The sequence below is a fragment of the Nocardioides aquaticus genome, from assembly GCF_018459925.1.
Lineage (GTDB): Bacteria > Actinomycetota > Actinomycetes > Propionibacteriales > Nocardioidaceae > Nocardioides > Nocardioides aquaticus.
The window spans coordinates 1,185,664-1,206,989 of record NZ_CP075371.1 but is presented as its reverse complement, the minus strand read 5'-3'; the positions used below and the strand labels follow the sequence as shown (position 1 = coordinate 1,206,989).

Sequence of the window (21,326 nt, the reverse complement as noted above, 5' to 3'; positions counted from 1 at the left end):
AGCGTTACAGCGGCGGGGCGGCGGGGCGGCGGGGCGGCGGGGCGGCGGGGCGGCGGGGCGGCGGGGCGGCGGGGCGGCGGGGCGGCGGCCGTCAGGTGCCGGGCTGGTTCGGGATCGTGTCGGCCAGCACCCACAGCGCGACCGAGACGCCGACCAGGACCGACACGTCGGTGAACCGGTGCCGCACGGCCAGCATGCCGGCGTCACGCCGGGGCAGCACGAGGCGGGCCAGGGCCGCGCCGGACAGCGCGCCGGCGACGACCTTGATGCCCAGGCGCCAGTCCGACAGGGTCAGGCCCAGGCCGGCGGCCACCACCGCGAGGACGAGGAGGTAGAGCGCCCCGCCGATGGTGGAGGGGTGCCGGCGGTCCTCGAGCGGCTCGTTCACGAGCCGGCGGCGCCCGGGCCGGTCCCGGCCGCCCGCTCGGCGATCTCGACGACGTTGCTGAGCAGCATCGCCCGGGTCATCGGCCCGACCCCGCCCGGGTTGGGCGAGACCCACCCGGCCACGTCCCAGACGTCGGGGGCGACGTCGCCGGCGATCTTGCCGTCGACGCGGGACACGCCGACGTCGAGCACGGCCGCACCCGGCTTCACCATCGCCGCGGTGATGATCCCCGGCACGCCGGCGGCGGCGACGACCACGTCTGCCTCGCGGACGTGCTTGGCGAGGTCCCGGGTGCCGGTGTGGCACAGCGTGGTGGTGGCGTTCTCGCTGCGGCGCGTGAGCAGCAGCCCGAGCGGACGGCCGACGGTCAGCCCGCGTCCGACCACGCAGACCTCGGCACCGCGCAGCTCCACGCCGTGCCGGCGCAGCAGCTCGATCACGCCGACCGGGGTGCAGGGCAGCGAGCCCCGCTCGCCCAGCACCAGCCGGCCGAGGTTCACCGGGTGCAGGCCGTCGACGTCCTTGTCGGGGTCGACGCGGGAGAGCAGGGCGTACTCGTCGAGACCGGTGGGCTGCTGGACCAGGAAACCGGTGCAGGCGGGGTCGGCGTTGAGGCGGTCGATCTCCGCCTCGACCTCGGCCTGGGTGGCGCTCGCGGGGAGGTCGACGCGCAGCGACTCGATCCCGATCTCGGCGCAGTCCTTGTGCTTGGCGCCGACGTACCAGTGCGACCCGGGGTCGTCGCCGACCAGCACCGTGCCCAGGCCGGGCACGACGCCCGCGGCGCGGAGCGCCTCCACCCGGGTCGTGAGCTCGGCCTTGATGGCCTTGAGCGTGGCGGTGCCGTCCAGCGTCTGCGCAGTCACGGGTGGGAGTCTGCCACCCGGTCCCGGCCGCTCAGCCCCGGGACGCCGCCCAGGCCTCGAGGCCGGTGGCGACGGCCTCGGCGCCGGGGTCGACGACGCCGCGCAGCACCTCGGCGCGCAGGTAGCTCGAGCGGCCCACGCCGGTGGTGGTCACCTCGGCGGTCCCGTCCGCGCCCTCCCGGGCGGCGCGGGCCGCGGCGTCGAGGCCCTCGGGCAGCGCGTCGGTCGCCGGGGACAGCGCGTCGACCATGGTCCGTCCGCCCACCTCGGCGTCGCCGTGCACCCGCACCCGCTCGAGGCCGGCGCGCAGGGCCGCGGTCACGTCGTCGCCGTCCTCCAGCCCGCCCGCGGTCGCGGTCAGCAGGATCGACAGCACCACGCCCGACGAGCCGCCCATGCTCTGCTCGACCAGCGCCGCCAGCTCGCGGCACAGGAGCGCGGGGCTCCCGGTCGAGAGCCGGTCCGCGTCCAGCGCCTCGGCGACCGCCCGCGCGCCCCGTCCGATCGTGGCGCCCGCGTCACCGTCGCCGACGGCGGCGTCGAGCTCGTCGAGCCGCTCCCGGGCGTCGAGCAGCGCGGTGGCGGCGGCCCGCAGGCCGGTCCCGACGGCCTCGTCCCGCTCCCCCGCGCCCCAGTCGGGCTCGGCCGAGTGCTGCGGCGCGAACGTGACCGGCTCCGCCACCGGCGAGGCGCCCGGCCAGTCGGCGGGCACCACCGGCTCGAGCAGCGCGGCGGCGAGCTCGTCGTCGTAGGGCAGCAGGGTCAGCGAGAAGCCGTGCATGTCGACCGACGTCATCAGCGGCGCCGGCCCGACGAGCAGCCGGGCCCGCCGGCCGAGGGCGCGGAGCACGTCGGTGGCCAGCACCGCCAGCTCCTGCGTGGTGCAGCCGCCGGTGTCGTTGAGGAGCACCACCAGCGGGGCGTCCGCGCCGTGCCGCTCGTCGACGACGGGCAGCAGCGCGTCCAGCACGAGCCCGACCGCGTCGTCCGCGCCCGACGGGTCGACGTCCCGCGCGCCGGTCTCGTTGTGGATCCCCAGGCCCAGCTCGGCGCTGCGGCGCTCGCCGGACTGGCCCGGCAGCAGGGCGGAGGACAGGGCCAGGCTGAGGGTCAGGCAGTCCCCGGCCGTACGCCGGGCCGCCGCGGCGACGGTCGCCAGGTCCGCGCCCCGCCGGGCGTGGTGGCCGGCGACCTTGTGGACCAGGACGGTGCCGGCCAGCCCGCGCGGCTGGGGGTTGTCGGGCAGGGCCACGTCGTCGGCGACCACGACCACCTCGACCTCGAGGCCCTCGGCGCGCGCCCGTTCCGCGGCGAGTCCGAAGTTGAGCCGGTCACCGGTGTAGTTCTTGACCACCAGCAGGCAGCCGGCCGGCCCGGTGACCTCGCGCACCACGCTCAGCACCGCCTCGACCGACGGGGAGGCGAAGAAGTCCCCGCAGACCGCGGCGGCCAGCAGGCCCTCCCCCACCAGCCCGGCGTGGGCCGGCTCGTGGCCCGACCCTCCACCCGAGACGACCGCCACCTGGCGGGGGTCGAGGTCGGCGCGGACCACCGCCATCACGCCCGAGCCGGCCCCGCTCACCCGCACCGGGCGGGTCCGGGCCAGCGCCTCGAGCATCTGCGGGACGGTCTGGTCGGGGTCGTCGAAGAAGCGGGTCGGCACGAGGGTCTCCCTTGGTCGGACGGCTGGTCGGGCGGCTGGTCGGACGGGTGAGTGGGTCGGTCCGTCAGTGGAAGAAGTGTCGGGTGCCGGTGAGGTACATCGTCACCCCCGCCTGACGGCAGGCCTCCAGCGTGAGCTCGTCGCGCACCGACCCGCCGGGCTGGACGATCGCGCGCACCCCGGCGTCGAGCAGGATCTGCGGGCCGTCCTCGAAGGGGAAGAAGGCGTCGGAGGCCGCCACGGACCCGGCCGCCCGCTCCCCGGCGCGGCTGACCGCGAGGCGGCAGGAGTCGACCCGGTTGACTTGGCCCATCCCGACCCCGACCGACGCGCCGTCCCTGGCCAGCAGGATGGCGTTGGACTTCACCGCCCGGCAGGCCCGCCAGGCGAACTCGAGGTCGGCCAGCACCTCGGGCGAGGCGGCCTCGCCGGCGGCCAGGGTCCACGTGGACGGGTCGTCGCCGCCGACGCCGCCGGGCAGCGCGGCGTCGACGTGGTCGCGCCGCTGGAGCAGCAGGCCCCCGCTCACCGGGCGCAGCTCGACCTCACCGCCGCCGGTGGGGTTCTCGCAGACCAGGACCCGGATGTTCTTCTTGCGGGTCAGCACCTCGAGCGCGCCGTCCTCGTAGCCGGGGGCCACGACGACCTCGGTGAAGACGTCGGCGACCTGCTCGGCCATGGCCACCGAGACCGGCCGGTTGGCGGCGACCACGCCACCGAAGGCGGAGACGGGGTCGCAGGCCAGGGCGTCCTGGTGCGCGGCGGCGATGTCGTCGCCGACGGCGATCCCGCAGGGGTTGGCGTGCTTGATGATCGCGACCGCGGGTCGCTCGAAGTCCGAGGCGGCGCGGCGGGCGGCGTCGGTGTCGACGTAGTTGTTGTAGGACATCTCCTTGCCGTGCAGCTGCTCGGCGCCGGCCAGGCCCGAGGGCCCCTGCTGGTTGCGGTAGAGCGCCGCCTCCTGGTGCGGGTTCTCGCCGTAGCGCAGCACGGCCGCCTTGTCCCAGGTGGCGCCGAGCCAGGCCGGGAAGCCCTCGCCCCCGGAGGAGTCGGTGAGCACGCTGCCCATCCAGGAGGCGACCGCGACGTCGTAGGTCGCGGTGTGCACGAACGCCTCCGCGGCCAGGCCCCGGCGCTCGTCCAGGGTGAAGCCGCCGGCGGCGACGGCGGCGAGCACGTCGGCGTAGCGCGCGGGGTCGGTGACGATCGCCACCGAGGGGTGGTTCTTGGCGGCGGCGCGCACCATCGAGGGCCCCCCGATGTCGATCTGCTCGACGCACTCGTCGGGGCCCGCCCCGGAGGCGACGGTGTCGGAGAACGGGTAGAGGTTGGACACGACGAGGTCGAAGGGCTCGACACCCAGGTCGGCCAGCTGCGCGACGTGGCTGTCGAGACGCCGGTCGGCCAGGATCCCCGCGTGCACCCGGGGGTGCAGCGTCTTCACGCGGCCGTCGAGGCACTCGGGGAAGCCGGTGAGCTCCTCGACCCGGGTGACCGGGACGCCGAGGCCCTCGACCAGGGCGGCGGAGCCGCCGGTCGACACGATCGCCACGCCGGCCTCGTGCAGGCCGCGGGCGAGCTCCTCGAGCCCGGTCTTGTCGTAGACGGACACCAGGGCGCGCCTGATCGGGATCTGGTCGGTCACTTCGGGCTCCTGCGGGGTCGGGTACGTGGGTCCCGGGGCACCCAGGCGAACGATGCCCCGACCTCACTCCCCGGTGGTGACCCACCTGCGCCAGTCGTGTGCGACCAGCATAGGGATCAGCGGCCGATCCGCACCCGGCGACCGTCGACGACGAAGCCCTCGCGCGCCATCCGTCCGACGTGCTCGACGAGCATCCCCCGCTCGGCGGCCTTGATCCGCTCGTGCAGCGACGCCACGTCGTCGTCGTCCTCGACCGGGACCACGGCCTGGGCCACGATCGGCCCGGTGTCGACGCCCGGGTCGACCACGAAGAGGGTCGCGCCGGTCACCTTCACGCCGTGCTCGAGGGCGTCGCGGGCGCCGTGCATCCCCGGGAAGGACGGCAGCAGCGCCGGGTGGGTGTTCAGGTAGCGGCCGGCGAAGGCGGTCAGGAAGACCTCGCCGGCGAGCTTCATGAAGCCGGCGGAGACGACCAGGTCGGGCTGGTGGGCCTGGCAGGAGGCGGTGACCGCGGCGTCCCACTCCTCGCGGGTGGCGTGGTCGCGGACCCGGTGCACGAAGGTCGGCAGCCCGGCGCGCTCGGCCCGCGCCAGGCCCTCGATGCCGTCGCGGTCCGCGCCGACGGCGACCACCACGGCTCCGTACGCCGGGTCGGCGCACGCGTCGAGGAGGGCCTGCAGGTTGGTCCCGCTGCCCGAGACGAGGACGACCAGGCGGGCGGGGGGCGGCACGCGCCGAACTCTAGACCGCCGGCTCGGTGTCGTCGCGCCGGGAGCGGCGGGAGCGGCGGGAGCGGCGGGACCAGCCGTGGACGACCAAGGCCCCGACCAGCCCGCCGACCCCGAGCGCGGTGACCGCGTGGACGAGCACCTCGACCGCGACCGGACCGACCTGCTGCATCCGACCGGGGCCGACCGCTCCACCGGCGAGCGCGGCGAGCAGCCCGAGGACCACCCCGGCCAGCACCCCGCCACCGGCACCGCGGACGGCGGCCGCGTCCCAGCGCCCGGCCGGGTGGCGGCGCAGGTGGCGCCCGGCGACCAGCGCAGCGAGCAGCACCGGCACGGCCACCAGCCACGGGGTCCACGCGGGCACGTCGCCGCTGTCGGGCAGCGCGGCGAGCAGCGGCACCATCGGCACGGGCCCCAGGACGACCACGGTCGGGGAGACCGCGGTGCCGGCGCCGACCGCGAAGCCGGGTCCGAGCAGGTAGGCCCCGGCGCACAGGACCGCGTTGGGCAGCAGCAGCAGGCACAGCGCGCAGAGCAGCAGCGCCTCGCCGACCGACGTGTGCAGCTGGGCCAGCACGTTGGCGGCGGTGCCGAGGTCGACCAGCAGGGCCACGACCAGCAGGGCGAGGGCGGCCAGCGACCACGCCACCACGATCCGGCGGGCCAGGTCGGCGACCTCCCGCACGACGCCCGGGAGCGCCGCCAGCCAGATCGCTGCCCGGCCCGACCCGACCGCCACCGCGGGCAGGACGACGACGAGGCCCAGCACGAGGGTCCAGCGCAGGGCGGCGGGCAGGGACGGTGCGGTGGCCGGCGTGGCGGCGAGGGTGTGGACCACGGTGAGCACCACGGCGTACGACGCGGTCAGCACCGCGACCGCCGCGCCGACCGTCCAGTCGCGCTCGCCGTCGCCGATCCGGTCGGCGTCCGGTCCGTGCCCCGCCAGCGCCTCCCCCACGCGCAGCGCGAACCGCCAGGCCACGAGCGCGCAGAGCAGCGTGAGGCCGAGCGGGAGGGCGGTCAGGGTGACGCCGTCGACGCGCACCCCGGAGCCGTGGGCGGCCAGCCAGCCCAGGGCGCCGACCCGGAGCCCGTCGCGGGGCGTGCCGTGGGCGCCGGCATCGCTGGCGAACCAGCCCACCACGCCGATCCCGAGGCAGACCACCAGCGGCGCCAGCGCGGCGGCCAGGCCGCCGAGGGCGGCGACGGCGACCAGCGGGCGGCCCGGGCGGGGGGCGGCACCGGCCGGCGTGGCGCGGGCGTCGCCCCCTCCGGGGCGGCCGGGTCGGACCGGGGTCGGCAGCAGCGAGGTCATGGTCGGACCATCGTCACCCGCCCGGCGGCCCGCTCGGCGCAGGCACGCCGCACCCGGCGGTGGCCAGCCTCACGCCGCCCGCGGGCGCCTGCGGCTGGAACCCCCGTGGCCGCCCACGTAGCGTGGTACGGCCATGACGGATCCCGCTGACTTCGACGCCTTCTACCGGGAGGTGCGCGAGCGCCTGCTGGTGCAGACCTATGCCCTCACCGGGGACCGGGCGGTCTCCCGGGGCGCCGTGCGGGACGCGTTCGTCGCCGCCTGGCACCACTGGCACCGGGTGGCGCGCTCGGCCGACCCCGAGGCCTCCGTCCGCGAGATCGCCTGGGGCAAGGCGCAGCGCCGCCACGGGGCCCGACCCTGGCACCGCGACAAGGACGTCGACGCGGCGACCCGGGCGACGCTGGACGCCCTGGCGAGCCTCGGCGCCCAGCAGCGCCGCGTCCTCGTGCTCGCCCACCTCGCCTCGGTCTCGATGCCCGACCTCGCCCGGGAGGTCGGGCAGACGGTGCCGGCCACCGAGCAGCAGCTGCAGCAGGCGACGGCCGCGTTCGTGCTCGCCCGCGGGATCCCGGCCGCCGGCGTCAACGCGGCGCTGGAGCCGCTCACCGCGGTGACCGGGCAGACCACCTGGCCCCGGGGCTCCCTCGTGCGCCGTACGGGCGTGGCGCGCCGCCGCGCCCACACCGTGGTCGGGGTGGTCGGCGTGGTGGCCGCCCTCGTGCTCAGCGGGCTCTTCGTCACCGACCCCTCGGGCCTGCGCCCGACCCTGGCCCAGGCCGTCGAGGGCGTCGGGGTGGCCGACGAGGGTGGCACGGACGCCGAGGTCGTCCCCGACGACGCGGGCGGGGAGCCCGCGGAGCTCCTGCCCCGCAGCACCCTGCTCGCCGCTCCCCAGGTCGCGCGGGCGTTCCCGGGCGCCGGCTGGGCGGTGGCCTCGACGAGTGACAACAGCGAGGGCAACGGCCTGCTGCTGCCCTGCCAGCTCGAGCGGTACGTCGACCCCGACGGGGAGGCCGCGCTGGTGCGTGAGTTCCGCGCCGCCCGGCAGGGCGCGCCCGTACGCCCCACCGCCGTGCAGCTCACCGAGGTCTCCTCCTCCCCCGCCGCGGCGCGCCGTGCCCTGCGCACGCTGACCGGCTGGGTCGCCTCGTGCACCGACACCGAGCCGCGCGCCCAGCTGGTCGCCAGCCGGGCCGTCGAGGGGGTCGGGGACGAGGCCGTCCAGCTGGTGCTGCGCGACTGGGAGGCGCCGGTGACCACGAGCGTGGTGCAAGTGGCGCGCACCGGCTCCGTGCTGACCGCGACCTCGGTGACCAGCGCCGGCGAGCGCACGCCGGCGGCCGCCGCCGCCGCCGGGCTGCAGGCCGCCGCCGTGGACGGGGTCTGCCGGGTACGCGGTGCCGGCCCCTGCGCCCGCACGCCGCGCGTCACCGACGTCGCGCCCCCGGCGCCCCGCCGGTCGCCGGCGATGATCTCGGAGATCGACCTCCCGCCGGTCTCCCGCGTCGACCAGCCCTGGGTGGGCACCGACCCGGTGCCCGCGCGGACCAACACCGCCGCGACCAGCTGCGACAGCTCCTCGTTCTCGGGCACCTTCCAGGGTGCCGCCTGGCAGCGCAGCAGCACGCGCACGTTCCTGCTGCCCGAGGCCGACCTGCCGACCGAGTTCGGCCTCACCGAGACCGTGGGCAGCCTGCCGCGTGCGCAGGCGCAGGGCTTCGTGGAGCGCGTCCGCGACCGGCTCGACACCTGCTCGGACGACCTCGGCACCGACGTCACCCGGATCGGCGGGTCGGCCGGACGCGACACCTCCCTCGACGCCTGGCAGCTCACCGCCGAGGTCTCCGACGACCGCTCGATCAGGTTCTTCATGGCCGTGATGCGCGACGGCACCAGCGTCGCGCAGGTGGGCTTCGTCCCGGCGCCCGGCGTGACGCTGCGCGACGGCGCCTTCGTCGAGCTGGCCGAGCGTGCCCGGGCCCGCCTCGGTGAGCTGCCGGCGTACCCCGCGCAGGGTGCGGGCAGCCGCGGCGGCCGGTCGTAACCGGGCGTTCACACCCGGCCCTTCTCGGACCGGACCGGACCGGGCAGGCTGGGGGCATGGCTCACTACCCGACGACCGTCGTGCTCTTCGGCGCGACCGGCGACCTCGCCCGGCGCAAGCTGCTGCCCGGCATGCTCCACCTGTTCCAGACCGGGCTGCTGCCCGAGCTGCGGGTGGTCGGCACCTCCCTCGACGACCACGACCGCGAGTCCTTCGTGGCGCTGGCACGCGAGGCCGCGGTCGAGTTCAGCGGCGACGACGGCGACATCGACAGCTGGGACGAGTTCGCCAAGCTGCTCCACTGGGCGCCCGGCGCCGACGGCCCCGCCGGGCTGCGGGCCGCGGTCGAGGCGGCGGAGTCCGGCTGGACCCAGGAGGCGGTGCGCCTGCACTACCTCTCTGTCCCCCCGAGCGCGGCGCTGTCCGTGGTCCACCAGCTCGAGCAGGCCGACCTGGTCGAGGGCAGCCGGATCGTGATGGAGAAGCCGTTCGGCACCGACCTGGCCTCGGCCCGGGAGCTCAACGCCGCGCTGCACGAGGTCTTCGCCGAGGAGCAGATCTTCCGCATCGACCACTTCCTGGGCAAGGAGGCCGCGCAGAACATCCTGGCCTTCCGCTTCGGCAACGGGCTCTTCGAGCCGATCTGGCACCGCCACCACATCGACCACGTCCAGATCGACGTCCCCGAGGACCTCGGGCTGGAGCAGCGCGCGTCGTTCTACGAGAGCACCGGCGCCTACCGCGACATGGTGGTCACCCACCTGTTCCAGGTGATGGCCTTCATCGCCATGGAACCGCCCAGCGCGCTGGAGCCCGAGGCGATCACCGAGGAGAAGGTCAAGGTCTTCCGCTCGATGCTCCCGATCGAGCCGCACGACGTCGTGCGCGGGCAGTACTCCGGCTACCAGGACGTGGACGGGGTGGCGGAGGACTCCGGCACCGAGACCTTCATCGCGCTGAAGTGCTACGTCGACAACTGGCGCTGGGCCGGTGTCCCGTTCTTCCTGCGCACCGGCAAGCGGATGGCCGAGGGCGCCCGCGTGGTCTCCATCGCGTTCAAGGAGCCGCCTCGCTCGATGTTCCCGGCGGGCTCGGGCCTGGGCGACCACGGGCCCGACCACCTGACCTTCGACCTCGCCGACAAGGCCCGCATGTCGCTGTCGTTCTACGGCAAGCGTCCCGGGCCGGGGATGAAGCTGGACAAGCTGTCGATGCAGTTCTCGATGAACGACACCGGCTGGGCCGGCAGCATCCTCGAGGCCTACGAGCGCCTCATCTACGACGCCGCCCGCGGCGACCGCACCCTGTTCAACTCCGCGACCGGCATCGAGCGGCTCTGGGAGGTCTCGGCCCCGCTGCTGGACAACCCGCCGATCGTGCGGCCGTACCAGCCGGGCTCCTACGGCCCGAACCAGATCCACCAGCTGATCGCGCCGTTCACCTGGCGGCTGCCCTTCGAGCGGACCTGGCGCGACCCGGACACGCACGGCGGCTGAGGGCCCCGTACGACAGCAGCGGATCACTGCCACCAGGTGACAGTGATCCGCTGCGGTGTCGTACGGGCGGGGCGGCTCAGCGCGAGCCGAGGACCTCCCGCATCAGCTGGGCGGTCTCGGACGGCGTCTTGCCGACCTTGACCCCGGCGGCCTCGAGGGCCTCCTTCTTGGCCGCGGCCGTGCCCGAGGAGCCCGAGACGATGGCGCCGGCGTGGCCCATGGTCTTGCCCTCGGGGGCGGTGAAGCCCGCGACGTAGCCGACGACCGGCTTGGTGACGTGAGCCTTGATGTAGTCGGCCGCACGCTCCTCGGCGTCGCCGCCGATCTCGCCGATCATCACGATGGCCTCGGTCTCCGGGTCGTTCTCGAACGCCTCGAGGGCGTCGATGTGGGTGGTGCCCACGACCGGGTCGCCGCCGATGCCGATCGCGGTGGAGAAGCCGAGGTCCCGCAGCTCGAACATCATCTGGTACGTCAGGGTGCCGGACTTGCTGACCAGGCCGATCGGGCCCTTGCCCGCGATCGTGGCCGGGGTGATCCCGGCCAGCGCCTCGCCCGGCGTGATGATGCCGGGGCAGTTCGGGCCGATCATCCGGGTCTGCTTGCCCTGCAGGTGGGCCCAGACCTCGGCGGTGTCCTGCACCGGGACGCCCTCGGTGATGACGACCAGCAGGCCGATGCCCGCGTCGATCGCCTCGAGGCACGCGTCCTTGGTGAAGGCCGGCGGCACGAAGGCCACCGACACGTCGGCGCCGGTCTCGGCCATCGCCTCCGCGACGCTGGCGAAGACCGGCAGGTCCACGTCGTTGCCGTCGGCGTCGGCGTGGGTGACGGTCGTGCCGGCCTTGCGGGCGTTGACCCCGCCGACGACCTGGGTGCCGCAGCGGAGCATCAGGCGGGTGTGCTTGGTGCCCTCACCGCCGGTGATGCCCTGGACGATGACCTTGCTGTCCTTGTTCAGGTAGATGGACATAAGTGTGTCTCTCTCGCTCCTCGTCGCAGCTCAGGCGTTCGCCAGCTCGGCGGCCTTGTCGGCCGCACCGTCCATCGTCTCCACCAGGGTCACCAGCGGGTGGTTCTTCTCCTCCAGGATCCGGCGGCCCTCCTCGACGTTGTTGCCGTCGAGGCGCACCACGAGGGGCTTGGTGGCGTCGTCGCCCAGGATCTCGAGGGCGCCGACGATGCCGTTGGCCACGGCGTCGCAGGACGTGATGCCGCCGAAGACGTTGACGAAGACGCTCTTGACCTGCTCGTCGCCGAGGATCACGTCGAGACCGTCGGCCATGACCTGCGCCGAGGCGCCGCCGCCGATGTCGAGGAAGTTGGCCGGCGTGACGCCGCCGTGCGCCTCACCGGCGTAGGCGACCACGTCGAGCGTGGACATGACCAGCCCGGCGCCGTTGCCGATGATGCCGACGGCACCGTCGAGCTTGACGTAGTTCAGGCCCTTGGCCTTCGCCTTGGCCTCGAGCGGGTCCGCGGCCTCCTTGTCCTCGAAGGACGCGTGGTCCTCGTGGCGGAACTCGGCGTTCTCGTCGAGGGACACCTTGCCATCCAGCGCCTCGAGGACGTCGCCCTCGAGCCGGGCCAGCGGGTTGACCTCGACCAGGGTCGCGTCCTCCTCGACGAAGACCTTCCACAGGGCCAGCACCATGTCGACGGCCTGGTCGGCCAGCTCGGCCGGGAAGGCCGCCTCCGCGACGATCTCGCGCGCCTTGGCCTCGTCGACGCCGGCGCCCGGGTCGATCGGGATCTGCTTGACCGCGTCGGGGTTGGTCTTGGCGACCTCCTCGATCTCCACGCCGCCCTCGACGCTGGCGATGCAGAGGTACTGGCGGTTCGACCGGTCCAGCAGGAAGGAGAAGTAGTACTCGTCCACGATGCTGGCGCCCGGGGCGACCAGCACGCGGCGGACGGTCAGGCCCTTGATCTCCATCCCGAGGATGTCCGAGGCGTGCTGCTCGGCCTCGTCCGGGGTCCTGGCCAGCTTGACGCCGCCGGCCTTCCCGCGTCCGCCGGCCTTGACCTGGGCCTTCACGACCACGACCCCGAGCTGCTCGGCCGCAGCGCGAGCCTCCTCGGGGGTGGTGGCCACGATGCCCTCGGTCACCGTCACGCCGTGCTTGGCGAAGAGCTGCTTCGCCTGGTACTCCATCAGGTCCACTGATCCACCACGTTCCCTTGCATCGTGCGTCGTCCAGCCTGGGGCGCGTACGCCCGCGCTGGGTGTCCCCGGCACCCTAGTCACATCCACCGACCGCGGGGAGGCCCGCGGTGGCCGGGGTGACCGACGGCACAGCGCGGACACCGCCGTCCCGGCAGCCCGCACAGCACGGGCCGACCGGCGTCGCGGCCCCCCGTCCGGGTGTGGCGGGTCACGGTGGACCGGTGGACGTCGGTTTGGGCCGCCGTGACCGGTCCGTTATGGTCTTTCGAGCCCGCGTTCAGGACGCCGTCCACCGGTTGTCCCGCGGAGCAGACCACCTGGCACCGACTGAGGGACATGCATCGATGGGCCACCACCGGGGAGAGCGACGCGCGCCACGGCGCGGGGAGATCACCGACGAGTCGTCGGTGTCGCCGACCTACGTCGGGCGCCGCGTCGCGGGACGGACGGGCTCCGCCGAGCTGCCGGTCGAGCTGCCCGCCGAGCTGCCCGTGCTGTCGGAGGCTCCCGCGTCGGTCGCCCCGATCACCCCCGTCACCCCGATGGTCGTGACGGCCGCGGGCCGTCGCCGTGCCGCTCGCGGCAGGCGCCTGAGCCACCCGCTGGTGCGGGCGCTGCGCCCCCGTCCGGTGATCATCGGCGTCGCCACGCTCGCCGTGGCCTTCGGCGGTGCCGCCAGCTCGGCCTCGCAGGACGGTCCCGACGACGCGGACACGCTCACCTCCTCCTCGCGCACGGTGCAGGCCCCCACGGCCCTCGGCGGCACGAGTGGCGGCGGCGCCGTCTCCGCCCGTGATCGCCAGACCCCCACCGTCAGCCGCGACTCCAGCCGCCAGGCCCTCCAGGCCGCCTCCGGCGACCGCCTCGTGGAGGCCGCGGAGCGCCAGGCCGTGCAGCGCGACGCCGCACTCGCGCAGTTCGCCGCGCAGGCCGAGAAGCAGGCCCAGAAGCTCGCCCTGAACCAGTGGTCGCTGCCGACCAGCGGCTACCGCCTGACCGCCGAGTACGGCGACGTCGGCCTGTGGGCGACGTACCACACCGGCCTCGACTTCGCCGCGCCCACCGGCACGCCGATCACCTCGGTGGCCAACGGCACCGTGACCGACGTCGGCTACGACGGCGCCTACGGCAACAAGACCGTGGTGACCCTCGACGACGGCACCGAGGTCTGGTACTGCCACCAGACCACGATGGACGTCGGCGTCGGCGACACCGTCTCCAGCGGCCAGGTCATCGGCACCGTCGGCTCGACCGGCAACGTCACCGGCCCCCACCTCCACCTCGAGGTCCGCCCTGGCGGCGGTGACCCGGTCGACCCGTACTCGGCCCTGTCGGTCCACGGCCTGACGCCCTGACGGCGACCGACCGGGGTCGTGGGTCGGAGGACGCGCTGCAGCGCGTCGGACGACCCACGACCGCCGGCGTCGCGTCGTGGTCGGCCGCTCAGAGCTTCTCGACCGGCGCGTAGCGCAGCAGCAGCCGCTTCACGCCCTCGGAGCCGAAGTCGATCGAGGCCACGGCCCGGTCGGCGGCGCCCTCGACCGTGACCACGGTGCCCATCCCGAAGGAGTCGTGCACGACGCGGTCCCCCGGGTGCAGCGACGGGACCTCCCGGGCCGGCTTGGCCTTCGACCGGGCGTCGGCCCGGGCGGCGGCGGAGGAGAAGTTGCGGCGGCCGGCGGCGGTCGGGTGCCCCATGGCGGCCGGTGAGCCCGAGGCGTGGTCGGTGCGCGACCAGCTGGTCTGGGCCGCCTCGGTGCGGCGCCAGTCGACGAGGTCGACCGGCAGCTCGTCGAGGAAGCGGGAGGCCGGGTTGTGCGCGGGCGCACCCCACGACGAGCGGACCAGCGCACGGGAGACGTAGAGGCGCTGCTCGGCCCGGGTGACGCCGACGTACGCCAGGCGCCGCTCCTCCTCCAGCTCGGTGGGGTCGCCCAGCGACCGCGCGTGCGGGAACACGCCGTCCTCGAGGCCGGAGAGGAAGACCACCGGGAACTCCAGGCCCTTGGCGGTGTGCAGCGTCATCAGGGTGACCATGCCGTCGGCGGCCGCCTGGGCCGCGGCCGCGCGGCCCTCGGCGTCCCCGGGAGCGTCGGGGATCTGGTCGGCGTCGGCGACCAGGGCGACCCGCTCCAGGAAGTCGACCAGCCCGGGGGCGACCAGGCCCGCGTCGACGTCGGCGGGGTCGGCCGAGGGACCGGCGACCGGGTCGTCGGAGAACTCGCGCGCGACGGCGACCAGCTCGCCGAGGTTCTCCACGCGGGTCTCGTCCTGGGGGTCGTCGGAGCTCTCGAGCTCGACGAGGTAGCCGGAGCGGGCGAGCACCGTCTCCAGCACGACGTCCGCGCGCTCCCCGGCCGCGACCATCGACTGCAGCTCCTCGAGCATGTCCACGAAGGTGCGGATGCTGCCCAACGAGCGGGTGGCCAGGCCGGGCGCGTGCTCGGCGCGGCGCAGCGCCTGCCAGAAGGTCAGCCCGTCCCGCTCCCCCAGCGCCTGGACGCAGGCCACCGCCCGGTCCCCGATGCCGCGGCGCGGCGTGTTCAGGATCCGGCGGAGCGAGACCTGGTCGTCGGGGTTGGCCAGGACGCGGAGGTAGGCCAGCGCGTCGCGCACCTCGCGACGCTCGTAGAACCGCACGCCGCCGACCACGCGGTACGGCTGGCCGGTGCGGATGAAGATCTCCTCGAAGACCCGCGACTGGCTGTTGGTGCGGTAGAACACCGCCACGTCACCGGGCCGCAGGCCCCCGTCGACCAGGGTGTCGATCTCCTCGGAGACGAAGCGGGCCTCGTCGCGCTCGTCGTCGGCGACGTAGCCCACGATCCGCTCGCCGTCGCCGGCCTCGGACCACAGCCGCTTCGGCTTGCGGCCCTTGTTGTGGCCGATCACCGAGTTGGCCGCGGTCAGGATCGTCTGGCTCGAGCGGTAGTTCTGCTCCAGCAGGATCGAGGTGGCGTCGGGGAAGTCCTGCTCGAAGTCCATGATGTTGCGGATGTCGGCGCCGCGGAAGGCGTAGATCGACTGGTCGGCGTCGCCGACCACCATCAGCTCGGCCGGCGGCACGCGCTCGGCGGAGCTCTCCGCCGCACCCGCCGCGGCGGCGCCGGTCAGCGGCTCCTCGCGCGGGTCGGCGCAGAGCTGCTGGATCAGGGAGTACTGGGCGTGGTTGGTGTCCTGGTACTCGTCGACGAGCACGTGGCGGAACCGTCGGCGGTAGGTCTCGCGCACCTCGGGGTAGGTCTGCATCAGGTGCACCGTGAGCATGATCAGGTCGTCGAAGTCGAGGGCGTTGGCCTCGCGGAGGCGGCGCTGGTAGAGCGCGTACGCCGCGGCGTACCGCTCCTCGAGGTGGTTGTGCGCGTCGGCGGCCACCTGCTCGGGGTCACGCAGCTCGTTCTTGTGGTTGCTGATCCAGTGCAGCACCGCGCCGGGCTGGTGCTTGCGCGGGTCCATGTCGAGGTCCTTGCACACCAGCGCGATCAGCCGCTTCTGGTCCGCAGCGTCGTAGATGGAGAAGCTGGACCGGTACCCCAGCCGCTCGACCTCCTTGCGCAGGATCCGCACGCAGGCGGAGTGGAAGGTGGAGACCCACATGATCCGGGCCCGGCGACCGACCAGGTCCTCCACCCGCTGCTTCATCTCGGCCGCGGCCTTGTTGGTGAAGGTGATCGCGAGGATCGAGCCGGGGTGGGCCCCGCGCTCCGAGATCAGCCAGGCGATCCGGCGGGTCAGCACCCGGGTCTTGCCGGACCCGGCGCCGGCGACGACCAGCAGCGGCGCGCCGGCGTGGACCACGGCGTCGCGCTGCGGCGGGTTGAGCCCCGCGAGCAGCTCCTCGCGGCTCGGGCCACGCGGCTTCCGGGGCTTCTCGGCCGGCTCACCGGCGGACAGCTCGAGGCCGGGGAAGGGGATCGTCATCGTGGCCCCATCCTAGGCCGCGACGCCGACGGTCAGCTCACGTGCACCGGCGACCAGAAGACCGCCACGGCGACGTTGGCGACGGCCAGCACCAGCAGCCCCAGCCACAGGCCCTGCGGGATCCGCTCCTTGCGGGTGTTGGCCATCACCAGCACCAGCAGCACCAGCCCGACGGCGAACTTGACCGCGATCTTGGCGTGGTCCACGTCGCCGTCGCCCGCCTCCAGCACGCCCACGAGCAGCAGCCCGGTCACGAAGGCGGTGCCGACCCCGTCGCGCATCGCCGCGTTCACCGACTTCTCCGGGGTGCGGGTCTGCGCGAGCAGGCCGCCGATCAGGGCGGCGTAGCCCAGGACGTGCAGGAACAGCAGCACCAGGCGCAGGGTCTCCATGCGCCGAAGCGTAGGGCCGGCGCGGCACCATGGCTGCGTGACCTCCCCGACGCCCGTCCTGGGCCGGCTGCGCAGCGAGCCCGCCCTGGACCGTCCCGACCTGCTGGCCGACCCCGTGGCCGCCGCCCTCGCCGGCTGGCCGCCGGCCCCCGAGGTCGGCGTCGTGGCGATCGACCCCGACCTCGCGGACACCGCGGCGATGAGCGAGGCGTACGACGTCCCGCTCGCCGCCGGCGTGAACTGCGTCCTCGTGGGCGGCACCCGCGCCGGCGAGGAGCGGGTGGCGGCCTGCCTGGTGCGGGCCGACACCCGCGCGGACGTCAACCGCGTGGTCCGGCGCCTGCTCGACGTGCGCAAGGCGTCGTTCCTGCCGATGGACCGCGCCGTCGAGGGCTCCGGGATGGAGCACGGCGGGATCACGCCGGTCGGCCTGCCCCGGGGCTGGCGGCTGCTGCTCGACGCCCGGGTGCTCGACGTGGAGACGGCCGTCGTCGGCTCGGGCGTGCGCCGGTCGAAGCTGCTCCTGCCGGGGTCCCGGCTGGCGGACCTGCCCGGCGCGGAGGTCGTCCCCGGCCTCGCAGGCTGACCTACAGGCCGTGGACCCGGAGCCCGGAGTGGGTCTTGTAGCGCCGGTTCACCGAGATCAGCACCGCCGTCAACGGCTCGAGCTGGCGGGCCAGGCGCAGCTTGCCGGCGTCGACGCCCGGGCGCGAGGTGACCGAGCGGGCGATCTCCATCACGACCTCCTTGGCCTCCCGCGAGTCCCCGACCACGAGCACGTCCTCGCCGTCGAGGAAGTCCTCCTCGCCCCAGAGCGTCACGGCGGAGACGTGGTGGAAGGCGCCGACCAGGGTGGCGTCGGGCTGCAGACGCTGGGCGCTCTCCGCGGCCGAGCCCAGGCCGTGGTCGATCACCAGCCCGTGCGCACCGCGCTTGTCGAAGGCCAGCGGGTTCACGCACGAGACGACGATCCTGCCGGCCAGCGGCAGGGACGCCACCAGCTCGTCGTGGCCGTCGTAGGGGACCGCGAGCAGCACGACGTCGGCCTCGCGGCAGGCCTCGTCGTTGGTCGCGGCGCTCACCTCGCCGGCGCCCCCGAGCCCGTCGAGCCGCCCCCGGACCTCGGCCGCGACCTCCTCGGCGCGCTCGGCCGAGCGCGAGCCCAGGACGACGTCGTGCCCCCCGCGGGCGAAGCGGTAGCCCAGGCCGCGGCCCTGCGGCCCGGTCCCCCCGACGACGGCGATGCGGTGCTGGCTCACGGGGACCTCCGGGTGGCGTGACGGGACGAGCTCGGGGTGGGTGCGGTGCGGGTGGGACCGGCCGCATCGTCTCACCCGGCCGGGACCGGGCTCCCCACGGGCGTGACGACGACGGCTCCCGGTGGCCCGGGTCTTGATATCGTGCGCGGGTCGATCGGAGCGGGAGACATGGGGGGCACGACGACGAGTCGCGGCGATGTCCAAGGACTGCGTGCCGTCGCAGTCCTCGCGGTCGTCGTCGCGCACGCCGGGGTCCCGTTCCTGCCGGGCGGGTTCGTGGGCGTGGACGTCTTCTTCGTCGTCTCGGGCTACCTGATCTCCGGCCTGCTCTACCGCGACCTCGCCGCCGGCCACGGCGTCCCGCTGGCCCGGTTCTGGGCGCGCCGGGCCCGACGGATCCTGCCCGCCGCGACCGTCGTGCTGCTGACCACGCTGCTCGCGGGGCTGGTGGTCCTGCCGCTGCTGGACGGCCGCAGTCTGGTCGACGACGCCCTGTGGGCCGGGCTGTTCGTCGTCAACGTGCACTTCGCCCGCCGGGACGACTACTTCTTCAGCCGCGACATCGACGCCTCCCCGCTCCAGCACTACTGGTCGCTGGCCGTCGAGGAGCAGTTCTACGTCGTCTGGCCGCTGCTGCTGCTCGGCTGCGTCGCCGTGGTGCGTGCGGCCCGCACGATGCGCGGCTCGGCCGGCGGCCTGCGCCCGGGTCGTCCGCTGCCGCGGGGCGCGATCGCGGTCATGCTGGTGGTGCTGACCGCCGGCTCGTTCGTCTGGTCGGTGCTGCAGACCACCGGCGACGCGCCCGCGGCGTACTTCTCCACCCTCACCCGCGCCTGGGAGCTCGGCGTCGGCGCGCTCGCCGCGCTGGTCACCGCGCGGACGACCCGGCACCTGACCCGGGCCTCCGCCTCGGTCCTGGCCGGGGCCGGCCTGCTCGCCGTGCTCGCGGCCTGCGTGCTGTTCTCCCCCGGCACGCCGTTCCCGGGGTACGCCGCGGCGCTGCCGGTGCTCGGCACCGCCGCGGTCCTGCTGGCCGGCGCGGGCCGCGTCCGACCCGTCACCGACCTCCTCCTCGACACCTGGTTCATGCGGACCGTGGGCGACTGGTCCTTCTCGCTCTACCTGTGGCACTGGCCGGCGCTCGTCCTGCCCGAGCAGGCCCTCGGACGGTCGCTGGTGCCGGCCGAGACCGCCGCCGCCCTGGCGGCGACCGTCCTCCTCTCGGCGGCGACCTTCCAGCTCGTCGAGACCCCCTTCCGCACCGGCCGGGCGGCGGTGCGCCTGCAGGTGCGCCGCGGGCTGGTGCTCTACCCGGTCAGCCTGGTGCTGGCGCTCGGCTCGAGCGCGGGCGCGTGGGCCTGGACCGAGAGCAGGCTCGGCGAGTCCGGCGACGACCCGGCGATCACCGCGGACCCGTCCGGCAGCAGCACCGCGCAGGTCGAGGCCCTGGTGCAGGCCTCCGTCGAGGCCGCCCGCAACGACGTCGACGTGCCCAGCGACCTGACCCCGGACATCCGGGCGCTCCCGCAGAGCATCGCCGACGTGGGCCTGTGCGACTACCGCACCGACGTCCGCGACCTGTGCCCGCGCGGGCCGGTCGTCAGCGACCGACGGATGGTGCTGATCGGGGACTCGCACGCCCGGGCCTGGATCCCCGCCTTCGACCGGATCGCCGAGGCCGCCGGGTGGCGGATGTACTACCTGGTGAAGTCGCAGTGCACCGCAGCCCACGTCGTCGTGGCCCCGATCGAGGAGGACACGCCCTTCACGGAGTGCAGCGAGTTCCACACGTGGACGCAGGAGCAGGTGCGCAGCCTCGACCCCGACCTCGTCGTGGTGGCCTCCTCGCCGCCGGTCAACGGCGTCTTCGACGACTCCGGGGACCAGCTCTCCGAGGTCGACGACATCGCCCCCCTGCTGGACGCCGGCTACGACGACCTGTTCGCCGACCTCGCCGCCACCGCCCGCCGCACCGTCCTGATCCGCGACGTGCCCAAGGCCGCCGAGGCGCCCGGGACCTGCATCAGCGCCGAGGACTCCCTCAAGCTGTGCACGTTCGAGCCGCAGGAGCGCTCGGCCTACCTCGCCGACGTCTCCGTCTCCTCCGCCCGCGACGCCGACGTCCAGGTCGTCGACCCGACCCCGTGGCTGTGCTTCGACGGCGACTGCCCGGCGGTGATCGGCGGCACCTTGTCCTACCGTGACTCCGACCACCTGACCACCGAGTACTCCGCCTCGCTCGCGGAGGCGCTCGGCACGGCCCTGGACATGCTCGAGGACTGACCCTCGCCGCAGCGTCGGGGTCGCGGACCACCACGACACCCAGGAGAACCGTGAAGCTCTCGACCCCCCTCGTCTACTCCGGCAACCCCCGCGAGGCCGCCGACCAGGTCGCCGGGCTCGAGGCGGCAGGTCTCGACACGGTGTGGGTCGCCGAGCCGTACGGCTTCGACGCCCCGACCCTGATGGGCTACCTCGCCGCGCGCACCACGACGGTCGAGATCGGGGCCGGCATCCTCAACGTCTACTCCCGCACCCCGGGCGCGCTGCTGCAGACCGCCGCCGGTCTGGACAACGTCTCCGGCGGCCGGGCCGTGATCGGGCTGGGCGCGTCCGGCCCGCAGGTCGTCGAGGGCTTCCACGGGATGTCGTACGACCGCCCCCTCGGCCGCACCCGCGAGGTCATCGAGATCCTGCGGATGGGGCTGCGCCGCGAGCCCCTGGTGCACCAGGGGCGCAGCTTCACCCTGCCGCTGCCGGCCGACCAGGGCACCGGCCTGGGCAAGCCGTTGAAGCTGCTGACCAAGCCCGAGCGGTCCTCCGTGCCGCTGTGGGTCGCGGCTCTCGGCGAGAAGAACGTGGCGATGACCGCAGAGGTCGCCGACGGGTGGCTGCCGTTCATGTTCCTGCCCGAGCGCGCCCACGCCGTGTGGGGCGACGCCCTCGCCGCGGGCGCCGCCAAGCGCTCGGCCGACCTCGGCCCGCTCGAGATCAGCGCCGGCGGCATGGTCGCGATCGGCGACGACGTCGACGGCCTGCTCGACCTGATGCGCCCCACCTACGCGCTCTACGTCGGCGGGATGGGCGCCCGCGGCAAGAACTTCTACAACGACCTGGCGCGCCAGTACGGCTTCGAGGAGGAGGCCGAGAAGATCCAGGACCTGTACCTCGAGGGGCGCAAGTCGGAGGCCGAGGCGCTGGTGCCCCGCGCCTGGCTCGAGGCCGGCAACCTGGTCGGGCCGGCGTCGTACGTGCGGGAGCGGGTCGAGGCGTTCCGCGAGGCCGGCGTCACCAACCTGCAGGTCTCCCCCGCCACGCAGGACCCGGCGGGCACGATCCGCCAGCTCAAGGAGTGGGTCTCCTAGGGACCCTTGAACCTTGACAGTTCTGCTGTCACAGTGAGGTCGAGCAGCTGATCCAGGCCGACCCCAGGAGA

At 74.6% G+C, this 21,326-nt stretch carries 17 protein-coding genes and 1 riboswitch; of the genes, 6 read left to right on the top strand and 11 right to left on the bottom strand.

Annotation, left to right across the window (positions count from 1 at the left end; translation table 11 throughout):
* Positions 1-91: 91 nt before the first annotated feature.
* From ENKNEFLB_RS05890 to ENKNEFLB_RS05865, 6 genes are all read right to left on the bottom strand, one after another.
* Positions 92-388, bottom strand: a complete 297-nt coding sequence (locus ENKNEFLB_RS05890) for a DUF3017 domain-containing protein (protein ID WP_246535858.1) — start codon at positions 386-388, stop codon at positions 92-94.
* Positions 385-1,254 carry a bifunctional methylenetetrahydrofolate dehydrogenase/methenyltetrahydrofolate cyclohydrolase gene (locus tag ENKNEFLB_RS05885; protein WP_214058343.1) on the bottom strand — a complete coding sequence of 290 codons (870 nt, stop codon included), beginning with the start codon at positions 1,252-1,254 and terminating at the stop codon, positions 385-387. The genes ENKNEFLB_RS05890 and ENKNEFLB_RS05885 overlap by 4 nt, the downstream gene beginning before the upstream one ends.
* Before the next feature lie 31 nt (positions 1,255-1,285).
* Positions 1,286-2,917, bottom strand: a complete 1,632-nt coding sequence (locus ENKNEFLB_RS05880; protein ID WP_214058342.1) for a dihydroxyacetone kinase subunit DhaK — start codon at positions 2,915-2,917, stop codon at positions 1,286-1,288.
* A 64-nt stretch (positions 2,918-2,981) separates the two neighbouring features.
* The gene (gene purH, locus ENKNEFLB_RS05875; RefSeq protein WP_214058341.1) at positions 2,982-4,562 is read right to left on the bottom strand and encodes a bifunctional phosphoribosylaminoimidazolecarboxamide formyltransferase/IMP cyclohydrolase; all 1,581 of its coding nucleotides are present in this window, start codon (positions 4,560-4,562) and stop codon (positions 2,982-2,984) included.
* Between the two features lie 32 nt (positions 4,563-4,594).
* A riboswitch (ZMP/ZTP riboswitch) is annotated at positions 4,595-4,670 on the bottom strand.
* 8 nt (positions 4,671-4,678) lie between these two features.
* Positions 4,679-5,293 (bottom strand): phosphoribosylglycinamide formyltransferase, encoded by a 615-nt coding sequence (purN, locus tag ENKNEFLB_RS05870; RefSeq protein ID WP_214058340.1) that lies wholly within the window; start codon positions 5,291-5,293, stop codon positions 4,679-4,681.
* Between the two features lie 10 nt (positions 5,294-5,303).
* Positions 5,304-6,608, bottom strand: coding sequence for a cell division protein PerM (locus ENKNEFLB_RS05865; protein WP_214058339.1), 1,305 nt, complete (start codon positions 6,606-6,608; stop codon positions 5,304-5,306).
* Positions 6,609-6,741: 133 nt separating this feature from the next.
* Between ENKNEFLB_RS05865 and ENKNEFLB_RS05860 the strand changes: the two genes are divergently transcribed.
* Both ENKNEFLB_RS05860 and zwf read left to right on the top strand, forming a co-directional pair.
* Positions 6,742-8,655, top strand: a complete 1,914-nt coding sequence (locus tag ENKNEFLB_RS05860) for a SigE family RNA polymerase sigma factor (RefSeq protein ID WP_214058338.1) — start codon at positions 6,742-6,744, stop codon at positions 8,653-8,655.
* A 56-nt stretch (positions 8,656-8,711) separates the two neighbouring features.
* A complete protein-coding gene (gene zwf / locus ENKNEFLB_RS05855) occupies positions 8,712-10,151 on the top strand; it encodes a glucose-6-phosphate dehydrogenase (protein WP_214058337.1) in 1,440 nt (479 codons plus the stop codon).
* A gap of 76 nt (positions 10,152-10,227) precedes the next feature.
* Here zwf and sucD read toward each other — a convergent pair whose 3' ends face one another.
* On the bottom strand, positions 10,228-11,124 hold the full coding sequence (gene sucD / locus ENKNEFLB_RS05850) for a succinate--CoA ligase subunit alpha (RefSeq protein WP_214058336.1): 897 nt from the start codon (positions 11,122-11,124) through the stop codon (positions 10,228-10,230).
* Positions 11,125-11,154: 30 nt separating this feature from the next.
* Positions 11,155-12,315, bottom strand: coding sequence for an ADP-forming succinate--CoA ligase subunit beta (sucC, locus tag ENKNEFLB_RS05845; RefSeq protein ID WP_214058335.1), 1,161 nt, complete (start codon positions 12,313-12,315; stop codon positions 11,155-11,157).
* A 410-nt stretch (positions 12,316-12,725) separates the two neighbouring features.
* On the opposite strand from sucC, the gene ENKNEFLB_RS05840 reads away from it, so the two are divergent.
* The gene (locus ENKNEFLB_RS05840; RefSeq protein WP_214058334.1) at positions 12,726-13,673 is read left to right on the top strand and encodes a M23 family metallopeptidase; all 948 of its coding nucleotides are present in this window, start codon (positions 12,726-12,728) and stop codon (positions 13,671-13,673) included.
* A gap of 88 nt (positions 13,674-13,761) precedes the next feature.
* On the opposite strand, the gene pcrA is transcribed toward ENKNEFLB_RS05840, so the two are convergent.
* Complete coding sequence (gene pcrA / locus ENKNEFLB_RS05835; protein ID WP_214058333.1) at positions 13,762-16,239, bottom strand: DNA helicase PcrA; 2,478 nt, start codon at positions 16,237-16,239, stop codon at positions 13,762-13,764.
* Between the two features lie 32 nt (positions 16,240-16,271).
* Complete coding sequence (locus tag ENKNEFLB_RS05830; protein WP_214058332.1) at positions 16,272-16,631, bottom strand: hypothetical protein; 360 nt, start codon at positions 16,629-16,631, stop codon at positions 16,272-16,274.
* A 37-nt stretch (positions 16,632-16,668) separates the two neighbouring features.
* Between ENKNEFLB_RS05830 and ENKNEFLB_RS05825 the strand changes: the two genes are divergently transcribed.
* A complete protein-coding gene (locus ENKNEFLB_RS05825; RefSeq protein WP_246535857.1) occupies positions 16,669-17,217 on the top strand; it encodes a YbaK/EbsC family protein in 549 nt (182 codons plus the stop codon).
* A 1-nt stretch (position 17,218) separates the two neighbouring features.
* Here ENKNEFLB_RS05825 and npdG read toward each other — a convergent pair whose 3' ends face one another.
* Positions 17,219-17,890, bottom strand: coding sequence for an NADPH-dependent F420 reductase (gene npdG, locus ENKNEFLB_RS05820; RefSeq protein ID WP_214058330.1), 672 nt, complete (start codon positions 17,888-17,890; stop codon positions 17,219-17,221).
* 168 nt (positions 17,891-18,058) lie between these two features.
* Here npdG and ENKNEFLB_RS05815 point away from each other — a divergent pair, with 168 nt between their 5' ends.
* On the top strand, positions 18,059-20,173 hold the full coding sequence (locus tag ENKNEFLB_RS05815; RefSeq protein WP_214058329.1) for an acyltransferase family protein: 2,115 nt from the start codon (positions 18,059-18,061) through the stop codon (positions 20,171-20,173).
* A 50-nt stretch (positions 20,174-20,223) separates the two neighbouring features.
* A complete protein-coding gene (locus tag ENKNEFLB_RS05810) occupies positions 20,224-21,255 on the top strand; it encodes an LLM class F420-dependent oxidoreductase (protein WP_214058328.1) in 1,032 nt (343 codons plus the stop codon).
* The last annotated feature ends 71 nt before the right edge of the window (positions 21,256-21,326 follow it).

What these genes read in the sequence shown, in the direction of transcription:
- ENKNEFLB_RS05865 (WP_214058339.1), bottom strand. Translation starts at nt 6,608, where the DNA reads ATGACCTCGCTGCTGCCGACCCCGGTCCGACCCGGCCGCCCCGGAGGG.
- ENKNEFLB_RS05860 (WP_214058338.1), top strand. Translation starts at nt 6,742, where the DNA reads ATGACGGATCCCGCTGACTTCGACGCCTTCTACCGGGAGGTGCGCGAG.
- zwf (WP_214058337.1), top strand. Translation starts at nt 8,712, where the DNA reads ATGGCTCACTACCCGACGACCGTCGTGCTCTTCGGCGCGACCGGCGAC.
- sucD (WP_214058336.1), bottom strand. Translation starts at nt 11,124, where the DNA reads ATGTCCATCTACCTGAACAAGGACAGCAAGGTCATCGTCCAGGGCATC.
- pcrA (WP_214058333.1), bottom strand. Translation starts at nt 16,239, where the DNA reads ATGACGATCCCCTTCCCCGGCCTCGAGCTGTCCGCCGGTGAGCCGGCC.
- ENKNEFLB_RS05830 (WP_214058332.1), bottom strand. Translation starts at nt 16,631, where the DNA reads ATGGAGACCCTGCGCCTGGTGCTGCTGTTCCTGCACGTCCTGGGCTAC.
- ENKNEFLB_RS05815 (WP_214058329.1), top strand. Translation starts at nt 18,059, where the DNA reads ATGGGGGGCACGACGACGAGTCGCGGCGATGTCCAAGGACTGCGTGCC.